The sequence below is a fragment of the Cohnella endophytica genome (assembly GCF_003628305.1).
GTDB lineage: Bacteria > Bacillota > Bacilli > Paenibacillales > Paenibacillaceae > Cohnella > Cohnella endophytica.
Map to the genome: position 1 here is coordinate 188,152 of NZ_RBZM01000011.1, position 18,802 is coordinate 206,953.

Annotated in this window: 17 protein-coding genes and 1 riboswitch; of the genes, 4 read left to right on the forward strand and 13 right to left on the reverse strand. The window is 52.4% G+C overall.

Annotated elements, in window-relative coordinates:
- The first annotated feature begins 62 nt into the window (after positions 1–62).
- Positions 63–2,024, forward strand: coding sequence for a glycoside hydrolase family 127 protein (locus D7Z26_RS23845; protein WP_120979529.1), 1,962 nt, complete (start codon positions 63–65; stop codon positions 2,022–2,024).
- 76 nt (positions 2,025–2,100) lie between these two features.
- On the opposite strand, the gene trxA is transcribed toward D7Z26_RS23845, so the two are convergent.
- The 3 genes from trxA to D7Z26_RS23860 form a co-directional block, all read right to left on the reverse strand.
- Entirely contained in the window at positions 2,101–2,412 is a 312-nt protein-coding gene (gene trxA, locus D7Z26_RS23850) for a thioredoxin (protein WP_120979530.1), read from the reverse strand.
- A gap of 90 nt (positions 2,413–2,502) precedes the next feature.
- A complete protein-coding gene (locus D7Z26_RS23855) occupies positions 2,503–2,928 on the reverse strand; it encodes an RrF2 family transcriptional regulator (RefSeq protein ID WP_120979531.1) in 426 nt (141 codons plus the stop codon).
- Between the two features lie 105 nt (positions 2,929–3,033).
- Positions 3,034–3,861, reverse strand: coding sequence for an aldo/keto reductase (locus D7Z26_RS23860; RefSeq protein ID WP_120979532.1), 828 nt, complete (start codon positions 3,859–3,861; stop codon positions 3,034–3,036).
- Between the two features lie 136 nt (positions 3,862–3,997).
- On the opposite strand from D7Z26_RS23860, the gene D7Z26_RS23865 reads away from it, so the two are divergent.
- On the forward strand, positions 3,998–4,633 hold the full coding sequence (locus tag D7Z26_RS23865) for a DsbA family oxidoreductase (RefSeq protein WP_120979533.1): 636 nt from the start codon (positions 3,998–4,000) through the stop codon (positions 4,631–4,633).
- Here D7Z26_RS23865 and D7Z26_RS23870 read toward each other — a convergent pair.
- Positions 4,630–5,532, reverse strand: coding sequence for a LysR family transcriptional regulator (locus D7Z26_RS23870; protein ID WP_120979534.1), 903 nt, complete (start codon positions 5,530–5,532; stop codon positions 4,630–4,632). The genes D7Z26_RS23865 and D7Z26_RS23870 overlap by 4 nt on opposite strands.
- Before the next feature lie 126 nt (positions 5,533–5,658).
- Here D7Z26_RS23870 and D7Z26_RS23875 point away from each other — a divergent pair, with 126 nt between their 5' ends.
- Positions 5,659–6,726, forward strand: a complete 1,068-nt coding sequence (locus D7Z26_RS23875; protein WP_120979535.1) for a YeiH family protein — start codon at positions 5,659–5,661, stop codon at positions 6,724–6,726.
- Between the two features lie 220 nt (positions 6,727–6,946).
- Here the strand turns inward: D7Z26_RS23875 and D7Z26_RS27205 are convergent, their stop codons facing one another.
- The 6 genes from D7Z26_RS27205 to D7Z26_RS23905 all read right to left on the reverse strand — a co-directional run bounded on the left by D7Z26_RS27205 (position 6,947) and on the right by D7Z26_RS23905 (position 14,570).
- On the reverse strand, positions 6,947–7,273 hold the full coding sequence (locus D7Z26_RS27205) for a hypothetical protein (RefSeq protein WP_147423891.1): 327 nt from the start codon (positions 7,271–7,273) through the stop codon (positions 6,947–6,949).
- A gap of 138 nt (positions 7,274–7,411) precedes the next feature.
- Complete coding sequence (locus D7Z26_RS23880; protein ID WP_120979536.1) at positions 7,412–8,845, reverse strand: NAD(P)/FAD-dependent oxidoreductase; 1,434 nt, start codon at positions 8,843–8,845, stop codon at positions 7,412–7,414.
- A 74-nt stretch (positions 8,846–8,919) separates the two neighbouring features.
- Positions 8,920–9,019, reverse strand: a riboswitch (purine riboswitch).
- A 159-nt stretch (positions 9,020–9,178) separates the two neighbouring features.
- On the reverse strand, positions 9,179–10,330 hold the full coding sequence (locus D7Z26_RS23885) for a glycerate kinase (RefSeq protein WP_120979537.1): 1,152 nt from the start codon (positions 10,328–10,330) through the stop codon (positions 9,179–9,181).
- Between the two features lie 119 nt (positions 10,331–10,449).
- Entirely contained in the window at positions 10,450–11,550 is a 1,101-nt protein-coding gene (locus D7Z26_RS23890) for a GerAB/ArcD/ProY family transporter (protein WP_120979538.1), read from the reverse strand.
- 271 nt (positions 11,551–11,821) lie between these two features.
- Positions 11,822–13,024, reverse strand: coding sequence for a Ger(x)C family spore germination protein (locus D7Z26_RS23900; RefSeq protein ID WP_120979540.1), 1,203 nt, complete (start codon positions 13,022–13,024; stop codon positions 11,822–11,824).
- 13 nt (positions 13,025–13,037) lie between these two features.
- Positions 13,038–14,570, reverse strand: a complete 1,533-nt coding sequence (locus D7Z26_RS23905; RefSeq protein WP_120979541.1) for a spore germination protein — start codon at positions 14,568–14,570, stop codon at positions 13,038–13,040.
- A gap of 322 nt (positions 14,571–14,892) precedes the next feature.
- Between D7Z26_RS23905 and D7Z26_RS23910 the strand changes: the two genes are divergently transcribed.
- On the forward strand, positions 14,893–15,789 hold the full coding sequence (locus D7Z26_RS23910) for a cation diffusion facilitator family transporter (RefSeq protein ID WP_233567168.1): 897 nt from the start codon (positions 14,893–14,895) through the stop codon (positions 15,787–15,789).
- A 70-nt stretch (positions 15,790–15,859) separates the two neighbouring features.
- On the opposite strand, the gene cyoD is transcribed toward D7Z26_RS23910, so the two are convergent.
- Genes cyoD through D7Z26_RS23925 form a run of 3 tightly spaced genes read right to left on the reverse strand, consistent with a single transcriptional unit; the run spans position 15,860 to position 18,793 of the window.
- Positions 15,860–16,198 (reverse strand): cytochrome o ubiquinol oxidase subunit IV, encoded by a 339-nt coding sequence (gene cyoD / locus D7Z26_RS23915; RefSeq protein ID WP_120979542.1) that lies wholly within the window; start codon positions 16,196–16,198, stop codon positions 15,860–15,862.
- Position 16,199: 1 nt separating this feature from the next.
- Positions 16,200–16,823, reverse strand: a complete 624-nt coding sequence (gene cyoC / locus D7Z26_RS23920; RefSeq protein ID WP_120979543.1) for a cytochrome o ubiquinol oxidase subunit III — start codon at positions 16,821–16,823, stop codon at positions 16,200–16,202.
- On the reverse strand, positions 16,823–18,793 hold the full coding sequence (locus tag D7Z26_RS23925; RefSeq protein ID WP_120979544.1) for a cbb3-type cytochrome c oxidase subunit I: 1,971 nt from the start codon (positions 18,791–18,793) through the stop codon (positions 16,823–16,825). The genes cyoC and D7Z26_RS23925 overlap by 1 nt, the downstream gene beginning before the upstream one ends.
- Between the last annotated feature and the right edge of the window lie 9 nt (positions 18,794–18,802).

Genomic DNA, 18,802 nt, shown 5'->3' on the forward strand with positions numbered 1-18,802 from the left:
CGTTCCCATAAAATAGACCTCGTACGAATAACGAACGATAAAACATGCGAGGAGCGACGAACATGTCCGAACGGATCAACCGAGCCATTATCGACGATGCCTTCTGGTCGCCTTACGGGAAACTAATACGGGATACCGTCATTCCATATCAATGGGAAACTTTGAACGACCGGGTTGCCGACGCGGAGCCGAGTCACGCCATCCGCAATTTCCGCATCGCCGCGGGATTGGAGGAAGGCACGTTCAAAGGGTGGGTGTTCCAAGACAGCGATCTGGCCAAATGGCTGGAAGCCGTCGGGCATTCGCTGGCCACACATCCGGATCAGGAATTGGAGCGAATCGCGGACGAAGCCATCGAGCTTGTAATCAAAGCGCAGAGGCCGGACGGTTACTTGAACACTTATTTCACGGTCGAAGCTCCGGACAAGCGCTGGACGAATTTGACGGACTGTCACGAGCTTTACTGCGCGGGCCACATGATTGAAGCCGCGGTCGCTTATTTCGAGGGGACTGGGAAACGCCGCCTGCTCGATGCGATGTGCCGCTTCGCGGACTATATCGGCGACGTGTTCGGGACCGAACCCGGACAGATAAGAGGGTATGACGGTCACCAGGAAATCGAATTGGCGCTCGTCAAACTTTTTCGGGCAACCGGAAACGAACGTTACTTAAGTATTAGCCGATATTTCATCGACGAACGGGGACAGGAGCCCTCCTTCTTCGATCGAGAATGGGAAAACCGAGGCCGAACCAACCATTACAGCAACGGAATCCCGGCGCCGCGCCCGAATAACGAATACTTCCAGAGTCATCTTCCCGTCAGGCAACAATCGGTTGCTGTCGGACATTCGGTCAGAGCCATGTATATGTATGCCGCGATGGCCGACCTCGCCCGGTTGGACGGCGATCAAGAGTTGCTTCGCGCTTGCGAGCGGCTTTGGGACAATACGACCGGCAAACAAATGTACGTTACCGGTGGCATCGGATCGACCCACCACGGCGAAGCTTTCACGTTCGACTACGATCTGCCGAACGACACCGTGTACGCGGAAACTTGCGCTTCGATCGGACTCGTCTTCTTCGCGCAACGCATGTTGCGATTAAAGTCCCATCGCAAATACGCGGACGTTATGGAACGGGCGTTGTTCAATCTTGTCTTGGCGGGGATGTCGATCGACGGAAGCCATTATTTCTACGTGAATCCTCTTGAAGTATGGCCCGAAGCCAGCGCCCGCAATCCCGGCAAACGCCACGTCTTGCCGAGCCGGCCCAAATGGTATGGCTGCGCTTGTTGCCCTCCGAACATCGCCCGCCTGATCGCGTCCCTAGGCGATTATGTGTACTCGGTGGACGAAGCTTCTAAAACGATTTACGCGCATCTATTTATCGGCGGGGAATGGAGCGGCGAACTGGGCGATTTGCCTATAACGTTAAGCCAGGAATCGTCTCTTCCTTGGCGAGGAGACGTCAAATTAAAAGTGTCGTTGACCAAGAAGGCAAGATTCACGATCGCCCTTCGCATCCCTTCGTGGTGCGACGGCGAACAACGCCTGCTTCTGAACGGCGTCCCCGTGGAACGGGAAACCTTCGCGGTTGTGGATGGGTACGTCTATATCAACAGGGAATGGTCGGATGCGGACACGCTGAATTGGGAGCTGCCGATGAAGGCAAGATGGATCATGGCTCATCCGGAAGTTCGGGAGAACGCGGGCAAAGCGGCCATCCAGTACGGCCCGCTTGTTTATTGCCTGGAGGAGGCCGACAACGGCAAACCGTTAGCGTCCCTTCGCTTCTCGACGGAATCGTCGCTCCGCGCGGAATTCGAATCGAATTTCCTCGGAGGCGCCGTCGTGATTCGCGCGGAAGCCCTCAAAGACGAGGCCGGAGGATGGGAAGACGGAGAACTTTATGCTCCGGCAAGCAAGAAAAAGCATTTCGAGACCGTCGCCGTCCGGGCTGTCCCCTACTTCATGTGGGGGAACCGGGGTCTCGGGGAAATGACTGTTTGGGTGAGAGCCGACTAAATGACAAACGCCGCTTGGCCCGTCCCCTAAGGAGCGGTTCAAGCGGCGTTTGGTCCGTTTCGCGAAGCGATTCGGCTTACAGGTGGTTCTGGATTTTCGCTTTCAGCGATTCTTTGCTTTGCAAACCGACCAATTTGTCGACCGGTTGGCCGTCTTTGAACAGGATCAGAGTCGGAATGCTCATGACTCCGAATTGGCTTGCGAGCTCAGGCTCTTCGTCGACGTTAACTTTCGCAATCGTCGCCGTGCCTTTCAGTTCTTCGGACAATTCTTCCACGATCGGAAGCTGCATTTTGCAAGGTCCGCACCAAGGCGCCCAGAAATCAAGCAAGGATACACCTTGCGCTACATTTTCCGTGAAGTTGTCTTTCGTAATTGCGACTGCCATCACACATCTCTCCTATCCGAAGTGAAATAATGGATTAAACCTCTATGATGATCGGGTAGTCCTATGTCATTACCCGCTCCATCCGTTCCTCTAACCTTTTGCCGTGGCCGTTATGCTAGACAACATCCTACCGATCGTGATCGACTCGAAATACGTTTCCAGTTGCTGATCGGCGCCGCAGAACACGGCGTTCATGACGTTCCCCATGTTCGAGCCGACCATGCAATCCGATTCCGGATCTCCGCTGCACCAGCTAGGCGCGAGCGATCCCGAAGCCAATGCCCGGTAGATGTCCGCCAACGTAACGTTATCGGGTTCGCGAGATAACCGATATCCACCGCCGGAGCCTTCCCTCGTATCGACGAAACCATTCTTACGCAAACAGCTCATGACCTTGCGGACGCGAACCGGGTTCGTACACACGTTGGTCGCGATTTCCTCGCTCGATGCCATCCCATCGGGGCGATGCGCCAGAAGCACAAGGCTATGGACGGCGATTACGAATTCACTGTTCATGCGTTAAGCCTCCCCGGTGATTACTGTAATAATATCAGTTACAGTTGAGGCTGTCAAGAGGCCGCCGACCTTCGTAGTATTTCAGGAAAAGCTCCGCCGCATACTTTAGAAATCAATATGGTCCGGATCCGCTCCGAAGCGTTGATTCTGATTCAATCCATCGATCCGGACCATGTCTTCGGGCTCCAGTTCGAAATCGAACAAATCGGCGTTCTCGAGGATACGTGCTTCCCGCACGGATTTCGGAATCGTTACGATGCCAAGCTGCAAGTGCCATCTGAGAACGATTTGGGCGGCTGTTTTACCGTATTTCGCAGCCAGCTCCTGGATAAGGGGCAGATCCAATCGCCCTTGCATGAGCGGACGCCATGATTCCAATTGAATACCTTCCTTGCGGCAAAAGGCGAACAGTTTCTTCTGCGTATGTAAAGGATGGAGCTCGACCTGATTAACCATCGGCTTGATTCGGCAAGTCCCCATCAAGTCCTCGAGGTGATGAATATTGAAGTTGCTTACCCCGATCGCGCGAACGCGCCCTTGATCGTACATCTCCTCCAAAGCGCGGTAAGTTTCCTTGTATTTGCCGACGACCGGCCAATGCACCAAATACAAGTCCGCATATTCCATCTCCAAGCGGTCGAGACTTTCACTGAATGCCCGTAAAGTGCTGTCGTAACCTTGCTCGTTATTCCACACCTTCGTCGTAACGAATACTTGCTCGCGAGGAATGCCCGACGCGCGAATAGCCCGTCCGACTCCTTGCTCGTTCTGATACATCGATGCGGTATCGATACTACGATAACCTGCCTTCAGGGCAACCGATACCGCGTTCTCGGTTTCTTGTCCGTCTTGCGCGCGCCAGACGCCCAAGCCGAGTCGGGGCATTTCCACGCCGTTCAGCAACTCGACCGTCGAATCTAATTTTAATTTCATGATAGCCTCCTCCTCCGTTGGTCCGGGTTATGTTGTTTTCATTTTATCACGACGGATTTCCATCCGCACATTGAATGCCGAATTCTAATCTGCCATACTGAGAGCACAGTTAAATCATTCGAATGAGGTGATCCCGATGAAAATCGATGTTTATTCCGATATGGTATGTCCTTGGTGCCGAATCGGCAAAAAGAATATGAGCGACGCGATCGAAGCCTGGCATGAACAAAGCGGCCAAACGGTCGAGGTCAGCTATCACGCTTACCAACTGGATCCGGCATTGCCGCCGGAGGGCTTGCCTTTCGATAGCGTCATGGAGAAAAAAATGGGCGGAGCCGAGCGCCTGCGCCCAATGTTGCAACGAGTTACCGACGCCGGAACCGCGGTCGGAGTGAAGTTCGATTTCGACAACGTGAAGCGCATGCCGAACACCGTGCTAGCCCATCGAATCACGGCTTTGCTGCCGGCGGACGATGAAGTTCATTGGATCGACGCGGTTATGAAAGCCTATTTCGAAGACGGCCGCGATATCGCCCAGCTTGATGTTCTGATGGAGATCGCCGCCGAGCTCGGACTCGATGCAGAGGAAGCTAGAAGCCTGCTCGAGGCGGGAGAAGGACTCGAAGACGTGAAGCAGGACCAAGAATCCGCCCAAGCCATCGGCATTACGGGCGTGCCCTTCTTCATTATCAACAACAAGTTTGCGCTGTCCGGAGCTTATCCCTCCGCGCAATTCCTCGAAGCCTTCAAGAAAATCTCGCAGGAAGCTTAATCCGCGGGCGAGAGCATGGACGACGTCATGGAACGCAGCGTCTGCAGGAACATCTCGATCGTTCTCGTCCGCAGGTCCCCGTGACGCAATAGAATATGGAAGCCGCGCTTGAAGGGCAATCCTTCGACCGGCAACAGGATTAAGGAGCCGAGCCCGAGTTCCTTGCGTAGCGCCCAGCGCGACTGCAAGGTGACTCCGAGCCCGGCTTCTACCGTTTCTTTGATCGATTGAGTGCTCCCCATCTCAAGCAAGCGCTCCGGATGGATCGACAGCTCTGCGAACAACTTGTCCGCGGCCGCCCGTGTACCCGACCCTTTCTCCCTCACAAGCCACGTTTGTTCCTCCAAGGAACGAATCGAAACGACGGAATGTCCGGATAACGGATGACCCGCTCCGGCTGCGACGAACATCTCGTCTTCGGCCAGCCTTTCTATGCTTAACCCCGTTCCGATCTCTTCGCCCTCCACAATCCCGACGTCCAGCACCCGATTGCGCACCTGCTCCGCGATATCGGCCGTATTCCCGATCGTGACCGCCGGACGGATCGCCGGGAATTGTTCGCTTAGACGCGCAAGTGTCGAGGGTAGGACGTATTCACCGAACGTATAACTCGCTCCGATCGCTAGCGGACCTCCGGTGTAGTGCATAAGCTCATCCACCATTTCTTCCATCCGCCGATACAAGCCGCCGATTTCCTTCGCATGATGAAGCACGATTTCTCCCGCGCGTGTTAACGTCACGGACTTATTGTTGCGCTCTAACAGCCTTACCTTAAGCCGTTCCTCCAACGTTCGGATATGCTGGCTTACGGCAGGCTGGGTCATATGCAACCTTTCCGCCGCCCTAGAGAAGTTCCGGGTATCTGCGACCTCCGTAAATACATTCAACGATTGATCCATGTCGGTCTCGCCTCCATCTCATGAATAAGTATTCACTTACCATAAACATAATTATAATTGATTTTCCTTATGCATGTAAGCGAAGTATGCTAAGAGTATTAATCCGCAAGGGAGGAATCAGCCATCATGATCTCCAGAATCTCGCAACCTTCCGCCTCTTTTCCCGTCGCATCCTCTCGGGGATACGGCATTCTGCTCACGTTGATCATCGCCCTATCCGGATGGGGCTTATCCTTTTTGCCGGTACTCGCACGCCTAGGACCACTTGCATGCACCTTGTTGCTGGCCGCCGCCTACCGGCATCGATTCGGATACCCGACCGCGCTAGCCCAGGGCATCCGTTACTCGTCCGGAACTTTACTTCGGCTAGCCATCGTTTTGTTCGGACTTAAATTAAACGTCGGCGAGCTCCTCCAGCAAGGGCTCCCTTTGCTCGCGCGCAGCGGCGGAACCGTCGTTTTCTCCCTCGCGGCCGTCTGGCTGCTCGGACGCTGGCTTCGCGCCGACCGCAAGCTGACGTTCCTGCTCGCCGTCGGCACGGCGATCTGCGGCGCGGCCGCGATCGCGGCAGTGTCCCCGTTACTTAAATCGAAGGAAGAAGACACCGCGATGAGCGCCGGTCTGATCGCATTAATCGGCACGGCATTCGCGATGGCCTATACGCTTCTACAGCCTTGGCTGCCGTTAGATGCCGCCTCTTACGGGATATGGTCGGGACTGACGCTGCACGAGATCGCGCACGTCGCCATGGCCGCGGCTCCGGCAGGCACCGACGCGATGTCCGATGGACTATTGGCGAAGCTCTGCCGGGTCGCGTTGCTCGTTCCGACGTGCCTAGGAATCGTCGGCGTATCGGCATGGCGCTCGCGCCGCAAGGGCAAACGCGCGGTCATTCTCCCATCCGATAATCCGTCGCAACAACGTCCCGCCTTGCCGATTCCTTGGTTTCTGTTCGGCTTCATCGCCATGAGCTTGTTCGGTAGCTATGCCCTTCCAACGCTGTCGGCAAACCCTGCACCGCTGTTGGAAGTCGTTTCGCTCGTCACAACATTATTGTTGGCTATGGCGATGGCCGGACTTGGCCTGAACGTGAATCTGCGCGACTTCCGCAGCCGCGCCGCCCGCCCTTTCGCGGCCATGCTTATCGCGTCCTTGTTGCTCTCCGGCTTGATGTACCTCTTCGTCAGGTTGTGAGCCGTCTCACGCCTCAGGATTATTCGCACTCTGCGGCTCGCTAAGTAACTATGACTACCGTTAAAGTACAAGCAAACGACCTTGCTACGTTTGTAACGTAACGCCCCATTCCTCGTCCCTTTCAAAAACCTGCGATAACGCAGGTTTTTTCGGGATTTTCACAAGATTCAATCGAATACCTGCTAATATGCATCCATTCCTAGAAGTCAGCTCCATACCATCAATTTTCATCCCGTACACCTGCACATTTGCAGGTTTTCTCTTTTACAGTCGGCGACGCGACGAAAAACCTGCACGGTTGCAGGAATCCGTCTAATCCAGCTATCCACTCTGAGAAGACTTCCCTTTTCTCCCGCTCATTGTTGCATTTTGCAGCATTGGTGAGGCAAACTCCCCCTTCCACCCGCTCATTGTTGCATTTTGCAGCATTGGTGAGGCAAACTCCCCCTTCCGCCCGCTCATTGTTGCATTTTGCAGCATTGGTGGGGCCAACTTCCCTTTTCTCCCGGTCATTGTTGCATTTTGCAGCATTGGTGAGGCCGATCATTTGTCGCGTTCTGCAACAACCACAGCGCGGCTAGGGGGGTCGGCGAGAAAGTGTGCTCTCTCGAGGAGAACCTAACACAAAAAGAGCCGCCCTACGGTCAATGACCAGATAGGACGGCTCCTTAACGGAAGCTCTCGCTTATTGTTTCCGCTCCGCCACCGCGCGGGCAATCCAGACGCCCGCTGCGCCTGCTTGCGCCAAACCTCGCGTTACGCCTGCTCCGTCGCCGCCGCAATAAAGTCCCGCGATTTCGGTCTCCAGCTTGTCGCTTAGCTTCGGACGCGCCGAGTAGAACTTGGCTTCCACGCCATAGAACAGCGTGTGCTCGGAGGCGATTCCCGGAGTGACCTTGTCCAGCGCTTCGACCATTTCGACTAAGCTTTTCATCGTGTTGTACGGAAGCACGAGCCCCAGATCTCCCGGCACCGCTTCATGCAAAGTCGGCTCGATGAAGCCTTCCTTGATGCGCCCCGCCGTGGAACGCCGGCCTCTGAGGATGTCCCCGAACTTCTGGACGATGACGCCGCCGCTCGATAGATCATTGGCCCGTTTGCAAATTTCGCGGGCATACTCGTTGGGCTTATCGAACGGCTCGGTGAATTTGTGCGAGACGAGCAACGCGAAGTTCGTGTTCTTGGAACCGAGCGCGGGATCCTTGAACGCGTGCCCGTTAGCTGCCATAACTCCGCTGTGGTTTTCCACGACGACATGGCCCGACGGGTTGCTGCAAAACGTCCGTACTCGCGTACCGACCGAAGTGTTGTAGATGAATTTCCCTTCGTATAGATGCTCGTTGATCTCCCGCATGACGACGTCCGAAGTCTCGACCCTTACGCCCACGTCGACTTGGTTGTTGACCATCGCGAGCCGGCGTTTTTTCAGCACCTCGGTCAACCAGCCGGAACCATCCCGTCCCGGAGCGACGACGACGGTATCCGCTTCGATTTCCTCTCCGTTCTTGAGCGCGATGCCGCGAACGCGATGCGATCCGTTCTCCTTCACCGTGAGCAGGTCGGCAACTTCCGTCTTGAACCGCATATCGATACGGCTATCCAGATACTCCCGGATCGACTTCAGAATTTCCAGGTTCTGCTCGGTGCCGAGATGTCTGACTTGCGCGCGGAGCAGCTTCAAGCCCGCCGCGTAACCCCGGTGCTCGATGTCGCGGACGAAATCGGTCGTCGGATCGGTCACGTTCAGTGTCGCGCCGTGCTCGATGTTGATTTCGTCCACGTAACGAATCAAGTTCAACACTTGCGAGTGAGGCAAATAATCGGTCAGCCAGCCTCCGAATTCCGTCGTAATGTTGAATTTACCGTCGCTGTACGCGCCCGCTCCGCCGAAGCCGGCCGTAATCGAACATGCGGGCAAGCAGCCGGCGAATTCCTTTTTCCCCGCGGGGGGCGGGCAAAGCTCGATTTTATTCTCAAGAATGGGACAGTGTCTTTGCTTGATGTCATGCCCTTTATCGACTAGAAGCACCTTCAGGTTAGGGGAAGTTCTCGTTAATTCATAACAGGTAAAAATACCGGCAGGACCCGCTCCAACGACAATGACGTCATAATTGCTCATTCTTGTCTCTCCTCCTGGTTAAGCCCTCGATGCCATTGCCCGGACAGCACAAAAAATCCCGACTATCGAAGGGTGTGGTTATCCACATCCTTCGTAGTCAGGAATTCACGGTTCCTGGTAGAGACCCCCGGCCCTTATTGCCAAGGATATACGAATGGACGATTCTAGGTAAATCCGACTGAGTTCGTCGTTTTATTCTATTATGTAGGATAACCCTTCCACACGTATATGTCAATGTCCTCATCACATAATCATTCGTCTATTGTCGAAATAATTACGATATTGTAAAGAATAATCAATTATTATTATCCAAAAACCGAACATTAGTTAAAACTATTGTTTTACATACAACCTGACGATATTACCCGCGGCCCGCTCCAACAACGCTCCGGCGTTCGCCATTGCTTCATCTAGTTCCATCGGCGCGTCGATCGCGCTGAATAACGCAGAGATGCCCCGCTCCAACAATAACTCCGCTCCATCGCCTAACGAACCCGACAAGCAAACCGCCGTCTTGCCGCATTGTTCCGCAAGTTCGCCGATGCCCGCCGGCACTTTGCCATTTGCGCTCTGCGAATCGGTCCTTCCCTCGCCGGTCAGTACGAGGTCCGCGCGGGAAATCGCTTCGCGGAGTCCGCTCGTTTCGCTAAGCACCTCGAAGCCCGGCCTTAACGTTAATCGCCTCGTAATCGCCCACAAGCCGACCAATAGACCGCCGGCAGCGCCGCAACCGGGAATATCCCTGCAAGGCTGCCCCGCGAGCTGCTCGGCAATATCCGCAGCTCTGGATAACCCTCGATCCAATCTCGTCACCATCTCCTGCGTAGCGCCTTTCTGGGGGCCGTACACTGCAGCCGCTCCGTCCGGACCGCACAACGGATTCGAGACGTCGCACATAATTTCAATGTCGATCTCGCCAAGGCGCGCATCGACCTCGTCCAATCCGATTGTCGCTACCTGCTCCAATCCTTGTCCTCCGCGTTCGATTTCCTGCCCGGATGCGTCCATCACGCGCGCGCCAAGCGCCTGAATAAGTCCCATCCCCCCATCGACCGTCGCGCTTCCCCCGAGCCCGAGAATGATTTTTCGGCACCCCGAGTTCAGCGCATGACGAATAAGCTCTCCGGTTCCGAAACTGGTAGCCAATAGCGGATTACGGCGATTCGCCGGGATTAGCGGAAGACCGGAAGCCGCGGCCATCTCGATAACCGCCGTCGTTCCCTCGGCCACGATTCCGTAGAAGGCGTCGACCGGCTCGCCAAGCGGTCCCGTCACTTTCGCTTCGCGGCGCACTCCGCCGACGGCGCGCAGGAATGCCTCGACCGTCCCCTCTCCTCCGTCCGCGACGGGAACGAGCGTAACGTTCGCTCCGGGGACAGCCTTGCTTACCCCTCTCGCCATCGCTTCGGCCGCCTCCGAAGCAGACAGGCTTCCTTTGAAAGAATCCGGCGCAATCAACACTTTTAACTCGCGTTTCTTTTCCATTCCTTCGCCTCCCCTTCTTCTTTCCCCAGTATACCAAGCCTAAACGGACTTCGCCGTCATTACTCGATGTACAGCGTATAAATGGGAAGTAGCAGGCGAGTATAAACGGTTCTGAAACTTTATTGCTTTCTCATTCCGCTCTTTACGGCCAACATAATGAGCAACGCTAACGGCAGTAATAATCCAAAGGTTAAGTTAAAAAAAGGCAAGGTTCTCAAATCGGTATTCATTAGAAAACTGATATTGGGGACGGAGCTTAAAGAAAATACGATTAGCATCATAGCCAGCGGAATACTAAGGTTGCGATAATCTTTAAGCTCCAAGGTTTGGGCGATCCCCGCCGCTGCGCAGTAAAAATAAAAACAAATCCTAATAAAGCTGGTTATAAACCACGCGATCGCAATGGTAATTTCCACGCGCTCAAAGATCTCGGCGATATTTATTTTTTTGGCTAGCGTATAACTAGGAAAAACTTTACTTGCGGTTATATACGGTCCGAGTACCAATATAGTAAGCAGAATCAGAAGGAATAAAATAGCCCAGCCGATAATAACTCCTTTGAATAAAGCTTTTCCAACTTTAGATTGATCCCTTACGGAAGGTAAAACCATTAGAAATAAGACGTTCTCCAAAAACGGAAAGCTAATGAACGGAATAGCGCCGCCTATTACGGGCTTATATCCATTATCGAGAATGGGGAACAAATTCTCGGCCTTGATTTGCGGAATAATCGAAACGAACATAATGAAGAGCATCACAAGAGCGATCGGAATAAGAAGCTCCGATACTCGCACGATCGGTTCCAACCCCAACTTCATGGCATATACGACCACGATCATAAAAATGATATGAATCATTTCAATCGGAGTTTCCGGCATAATTTGTGTAGTCAAAAAATCTCCCACGTTCCTCAAGGTTAACGCACCCAGAAAGAACGGGTAAATCATCAGAAACAGCAACGAGAAGAGCTTCCCCGCCCATTTTCCCAACACCACTTCAAATAGCTGTACCAACGTCTTAGTAGGCTGTCTTTTATGTATCGCTAAGTATAACCAGAGCAGCGGCATCGATACCGCAAGCGCAAGGATTGCGGATAACCAGGCATCTTGATTCGCCTCCTTAGCGAGTAGAGAGGGAATAATCAAAATCGTCGTACCAATGACGTTCATAATAACCAATATAGTGAACTGCCGATTTGAAATCACGACTCGATTATCCATATTTCACCCTCGCTTTATATCCGTTCATCTACCCTAGTAGTTGATTGAAAACGATGTTACTTATTGGGGTATACACGTAATTTATCCAGAGTAGAGGATTCGGTAATACGGCGTGCATCGTCTGAGCAATACTTAGAAAAGTACCTCCTAATAAGAAGATGGAGAATACCCACGCCTCTTTCTTTAATTTCCGCCGCCAAAGCGGCGGAACCTCCACTAGGGCCAGTATGGCTGCAAAAAGGATAAGACATACGACTATCAGCATGTTGTATCATTCCTTTTCTTCTTTTTTCGTAAGCGGATTGACTACTGCGCCTATTTCTCGGATTTTCATATCGACTTGAATAGATACCTGTAATTCGGCAAAATGCTTGTCCCAATCCGAGCTCATTTGTTTCCATGCTTTACGGTCCGAACGATGAATGACCGCTCCGAAGCCGAAAATATCCGATTTATATTTCGACTGTAATTCATCGATCGTGTCCCTTATTAAGTCTTTCAGATAAGAGGAGGCATTCCGCTGGAGATCGACAATCGTATTCGGACTTGTCAAATCCACATCGCAGGCCATCTCATCTACGCTTAGCTCGGAACGAATGTGAATGTTAATATGGGGGATCCCATCCTTCACGCTGCCTTTTAGTTTTGTTTTTGAACGTACGATGCCATAGGTAATGCTGCCGGTTCCCTTCGGACATGCCGTTACGAAACCGGAAGTCGATACGTTATTGGTAATGTAATTAAACGCTCTGCTTTCATCCTCGTTTAACCAACCGACTAATCGATCCCCTTTGAACACGGTCAATCCCAATAGATTGATTTTGGCGGGTCGGACGCTTTCTTTTAAATTATCCATTTTTTCTCCATGCTCAAAGTCGCCCGTGACCTCCAAACCCGTAAGTACGGCACTCTTCCCTTCGCTTTCCAATGTGCTATAAAGATCATCTAATTTTTCGATCTTTATCGGAGCCAGCAGTTTCTGCGAGGTCTTGAGGGAATCGAAAATATAAGTCGACGACACCATTTCTAAGGGAGTCAAAATCTTTAGAGCGCTTTCCGCATGCGAACCTTTGGCAACGACAATATCAAAATCCGTACGAAATTGGACCTGTCTTGTAAAATAGTCCAGAACGCTTGTTATTCCTTCTCGCGCTAGACGTTCGCTAATGATCAGAACGCTTATATGTCCTACGTATAATTGTCTGGGAATGATTGTAGTCATCCTTCTCAAGGCATCCGATATCGACTTTCCCTTTTGCGTGTACAACACGATCGGAGAGTTGCCGCCTCCTCCGCTCTTCTTCGATATTTGAGATGGATCGGTAACTTGTACGGTTACCGAGTATTGATCTCCGGATTTATCGACGGCTATCCCAGAGACTAACAAGTAATCGTTTAATTCCTTACGACTCCAGCAGCCGGTCAATATCATAAAGCTGACAAGCAGTAAAATCAGGTATCGCCTTCTATTCATACTGTTCCCTTTCCTACTTCCGATGGCGAAGGCGCCGCCGAATTAAGTTCTGGCGAGCAATTAATCGCGGACGAAATATCATGGACTGAATCGGAGCTCTGATTAATCCATCTTTCTGACCTTCCGAATCAAATGGCGCAAACGGGGTTAGATAGGGTACTCCAAAGGAACGCAAACTGACGAGATGAAGAGCCAATGCAATAAGCCCCAGGATGATTCCGAATATTCCGAACGATGCGCCCAAAAACATCAATGGGAACCTAAGCAAACGTACCGAGACCGCCATATCATTGGAAGGAATGACGAAGCTGGCAATTGCGGTAATTGAAACTACGATGACAATCGCCGGGGAAACAAAGCCTGCCTGCACCGCTGCGGTGCCTAGAACGATCGAGCCGACGATCGACATGGCCTGACCGATGTTTCGAGGCATTCGAATACTCGCTTCACGCAAGATTTCGAAGGTGATTTCCATTAATAAAGCTTCGATGAACGCGGGAAAGGGGAGCCCTTCGCGTTCGGCCGCCAGACTGAAAAGCAACGGACGCGGGATCATCTCGGGATGAAACGTCGTAACGGCTACATATAAGGAGGGTGCCAATAGCCCGATCATAATTCCCAGTAATCTCAGCATACGAATGAACGTACTGATATCAACCCGGTGGTAATAATCCTCTGCCGCATGCAGAAAAGAAACAAACAAGGCAGGTACGACAAGCGCGAAGGGGGTGCCGTCCACGATAATGGCTACTTTCCCTTCTAGCAGTTCGGCTGCTATGACATCAGGCCTCTCCGTGTTATATATCGTTGGAAAGGGAGTTATGGCTTCATCCTGAATCAAATCTTCAATATAACTACTATCAAGAATGCTATCTATATCAATGCGATTGAGACGAGTTCTTACTTCCTCTACGATCTTCTCGTTGGCAATTCCATCCATATAAAATATTCCTACGCTTGTTTGCGTCATTTTCCCTATCGTAAAGGTTTCCAACCATAGCTTAGGGGATTTGATCTTCCTGCGAATCAATGCGGTATTGCATCGTAAAGTCTCGTTAAAACCCTCCTTAGGACCCCGGATAACGGTTTCCGAGGTAGGCTCCGTGATTGCCCGTTCCCTCCATTCGTTCATACTAAGCGCAAAGGCGGAAATGTACCCGTCGATTATGAGAATGCTATTACCGGACAACATTAGATTAAGCAATGCATCAAAGTCCTTAATATCCTCTTGCAGCGCAACCGTAGTCAGAACATAATCTTTAAGGTATTGTAAAATGTCCTCCCCCTGCTGGAGTTTGCGGGAAATCGCATGATTACCGAACATGAGAGATTCCATAATAAAATCATCCACGGCATTAGAATTAATCAACCCGTCTACATAAGCGATGCACGCTTTCCTGTCTTCAATAACCCCTAGTTTAATTTCTCTTACCAGAACATCCGTGCTATTCCCGGTAACCTGTTTAATTTTACGTATATTCTCCTGAAGATCGGAAGAGATCAATCCATAGTTGTCGTTAACGGATTCTGCTGGATTTCGAGTCATGAATACGCCACCCCGAACCGTCTGTTTTCCTTAAATTTCCCTGATTAGCGTTTTCTATGCAACGTAAAAGAGCTATCAGGCATAAATAGCGTTAGTATAATCTCATTGCGGAACCGGGATTTGGTACCCCGATTCATGTTATGTTATAATTACTAAGTTAAGGCTTCCTCTTACTTTCGAGCTCGAAGAAAGGGTGATTCTCACCCATGAAACCCCGCACATCTATATTTGCGATATGGACGATAACAAGCTTCCGACCTTAGGGTCGGAAGCTTTATTTTTTTCTTGCACGGGGCAAACTTTATTTGAAGGGGCAATCTTTGTGGCGGATAGGCATCAATCGGGACTGATGGCGATATGGATCAGTTTAATCAGCAACATCGTACTGACAATAATAAAGGTGACGGCCGGACTTCTTCTCTCCAGCCCCGTTCTTCTTGCGGACGGTGTCCACAACGCGGGCGACATCATCGCGACGATCGCCGCGTTGACTTCCTCCATGGTATCCAAGAAACCGGCGGACGACGACCACCCTTACGGACACGGCAAAGCCGAGGTCGTCGCTTCCGCTTTCGTAGCGATCGTTCTAGTGCTCGCCGCCTTATGGATCGGCTTCCAATCGATCGGTTCGTTGTTCAAGCCTCCCGGAGAGGAAAGCTGGCTCGCCCTTGGGGCTGCGGCCGTTTCCCTGATCTGGAAACAGATCCTGTACGTATATACGATTCGGGTCGGGAAAGCAACCAACAGCAAGAGCGTCATGGCGACAGCTTACGACCACCTCGCGGACGTTTATGCCTCTCTGGCAGCCGTCCTGGGTATCGGCCTCGGCTTAGTCGGCGACCGCTACGATTGGCACTGGGCCGCCTACGGAGATCCGATCGCGGGCATCATCGTTTCGTTGCTTGTGCTTAAGCTTGCCGTCGAGATCGGCCGGGATTCCATCGATATTCTGATGGAGCGCAACGTCGACGTGGAGAAACTGGCCCAATTCGAACAATTGCTCCGCAACGTCGAGCACGTAAAGCGTATCGACCGCGTTAGGGCCCGCGAGTTCGGCCACTACATCACGGTCGACGTCCGAGTCGGCGTGCCCGGCGCATACTCCATTCAGCAAGGCCATGATATAAGCCGCCAGATCAAGCAATGTATTATGGATGCCGACGCCGACGTCATCGAAGTTATGGTGCACTTGAATCCTTGGTATGCGGAAGCGGAGTAATCACGGCGGTTTTCGAACAATAAAAAAGGCAAGAGTCGGATGAATCGACTCTTGCCTTTTTTCCTAATTATTAACCAACGCTGTTATAGGTCATGATCCAGATCGAACCTGCGACGATCGTCAGAACGATAATCAAGCCTAGAATGAGCACCATCAAATTCCAGCGAGGTTTGCCCTCTTCTTTCAGATGCATGAAGTAAAACAACTGCACGACGAATTGGAGCACGGCGGAGGCGAGCAGCACGACCTTGGCCGACGTCCCCTCCAGTACGTCGTTAAGGACGATGATCAACGGGATCGCCGTCAAGACGAGCGATAGCGCGAAGCCGATGACATAAGACTTCAACGACCCGTGCGCTTCATGGGAATCATGCGCTTCGTGCGCTCCGTGAGCCGGATGTTGCGCCATCTTACATCACCCCCATCATATAGACGATCGTGAATACGAAAATCCACACGACGTCGAGAAAATGCCAATACAAACTAATGATGTTCACTTTGCGCCGAGTTACGGAGGTAATCCCGTGGCGTCCAAGCTGCAGCATGATCGAGATCATCCACACCAAACCGACCGACACGTGAAGTCCGTGCGTTCCGACCAGCGTATAGAAGGCCGACCAGGAGCCGCTAGTGGATATTGCCGCGCCTTCATGGACGAGCTTCACGAATTCCGTGATTTCGAGCGTGATGAAGGATGCCCCGAGTAGCGCCGTAACGATAAGCCAACCGATGAGTCCTTTGCGGTCTCCCCGGTTCATCGAGAGCACCGCCAATCCGCTCGTAAAGCTGCTCGTTAGCAAGATGAACGTCTCGGCGATGACTCCCGGCATTTCGAACAACTCGGCCCCGGTCGGACCGCCTGCCGTATTATTATGCAAGACCACGTAAGTTGCGAATAAGGTACCGAATAAGATACAGTCGGTGATCAGGAAGATCCAGAATCCCATCATCCGTAACGCTTCGAGGTCGTGATGACCCTCGTGCTCGTCATGACCCGCCGGATTGGCGACGCTATGATTGCCCGATTGTGCCATTAGACAGCCCTCCCTGCCGCAGCTTCCGTGCGCTTGATTTCATCGACCGGAATGTAATAATCCGTATTGTAATTAAACGAGTGGTAGAGCATGCAGGCCGCGACGCCGACAAGTCCCGGAATCGCCATCCACAGCCAATCGAACACGAATCCGAATCCGGCCACGAAGAAGCAAGCCGACATGATGAAAGGTATGCCTGAATTTTTGGGCATATGGATCGGTTCAAGCTGCGGCTTCGGAGTAGGCGCAAGCCCTTGGGCGATGCGTTGCTTCTCTTCCCACCAGGCGTCCTTCTCGCTTACGCGAGGCACGGTCGCGAAATTGTACATCGGAGCCGGCGAAGGTATGGACCATTCGAGCGTCCGTCCGCCCCATGGATCTCCCGTCGTATCCTTCTCCATGAACTTGATGCTGTGCAGTATCTGCCACACTTGGAACAGGAACCCGATTCCCATCAGGAATCCGCCGATCGTCGACGTCAGGTTCAATTCATACCAGCCTTTATCCCAGCCGTAGCTGCTGACGCGACGCGTCATGCCCATTAAGCCGAGGAAGTACTGCGGCATAAAGCAAACGTAGAAACCGATATTCCATAACCAGAATGCCCATTTTCCGATCTTCTCGTTCAGCTTGAAGCCGAACACTTTCGGCCACCAATAGTAGAGACCCGCGAAGTAACCGAAGGCCACGCCGCCGATCAGCACTTGGTGGAAGTGGGCGATCAAGAAGTAGCTGTTGTGGAACTGGAAGTCCGCCGGAGCGACCGAGAGCAGCACGCCCGTCATCCCGCCCACGACGAAGCACGGAATGAACCCGAGCATCCACATCATCGGCGTCGGGAAACTAAGCTTCCCTCGGAACATGGTGAACAGCCAGTTAAATACTTTGACCCCGGTCGGTATCGCGATCAACATAGTCGTTATCGCGAAGAAGGCGTTCACGTCCGCGCCGGAACCCATCGTGAAGAAGTGATGCGCCCATGTGAAGAACGAGAACAAACTGATGCTCATAAGGGCGAATACCATCGATTTGTAACCGAACAATCTTTTCTTGGAGAAGGTTGCCGCGATTTCGGAGAAAATCCCGAAGGCCGGCAGAACGACGATATAAACTTCGGGATGTCCCCACATCCAGATCAAGTTAATGTACATCATCGGGTTGCCCCCGCTGTCCAAGGTGAAGAAGTGGGCCCCCAGATAGCGGTCGATGAACAGCAAAGCCAACGTAACGGTCAGAATCGGGAAGGCTAGAATAATAGTCAGGCAACTGGACAATACCGACCAGGTGAACATCGGCATTTTCATCAGTTTCATGCCCGGCGCGCGCATTTTCAAGATCGTAACGATAAAGTTGATCCCGGTCATCAAGCTCCCGATCCCGGAAATCTGAATCCCCCAGATGTAGAAGTCCTGGCCGACGCCCGGGCTATGCGACAGCTCCGATAGCGGCGGATAAGACAACCAGCCCGCGTCCGGCGAACCTCCGATTACGAACGATACGTTGAACAGCATCGCCCCGAAGAAGAACAACCAGAAGCTCAGCGAGTTCAGGAACGGGTACGCAACGTCCCTGGCCCCGATCTGCAGAGGGATAACCAAGTTAAACAGTCCGAACATCAGAGGCATGGCCATGAACAGGATCATGATAACGCCATGCGTAGTGAATATTGCATTATAGTGCTCGGGCGATAGGAATTCCATGTTCGGAACGGCAAGCTGCGTGCGCATGAGGAGCGCATCCATGCCCCCCCGGAATAACATGAGCAACGAAGCGATGACGTACATAATGCCGATCTTCTTATGGTCGACGCTCGTGATCCAATCTTGCCAGAGCCATTTCCACTTCTTGAAATAAGTCAGCGCGGTCACGACCGCGATCATCGTTAACACTATAGCGACGTCCGCTCCGTAGATCAGCGGATCCCCGGTAACGAAGAAGTCCGACGCGAAATCCTTAATATTGTCCAACATGCCGGCACC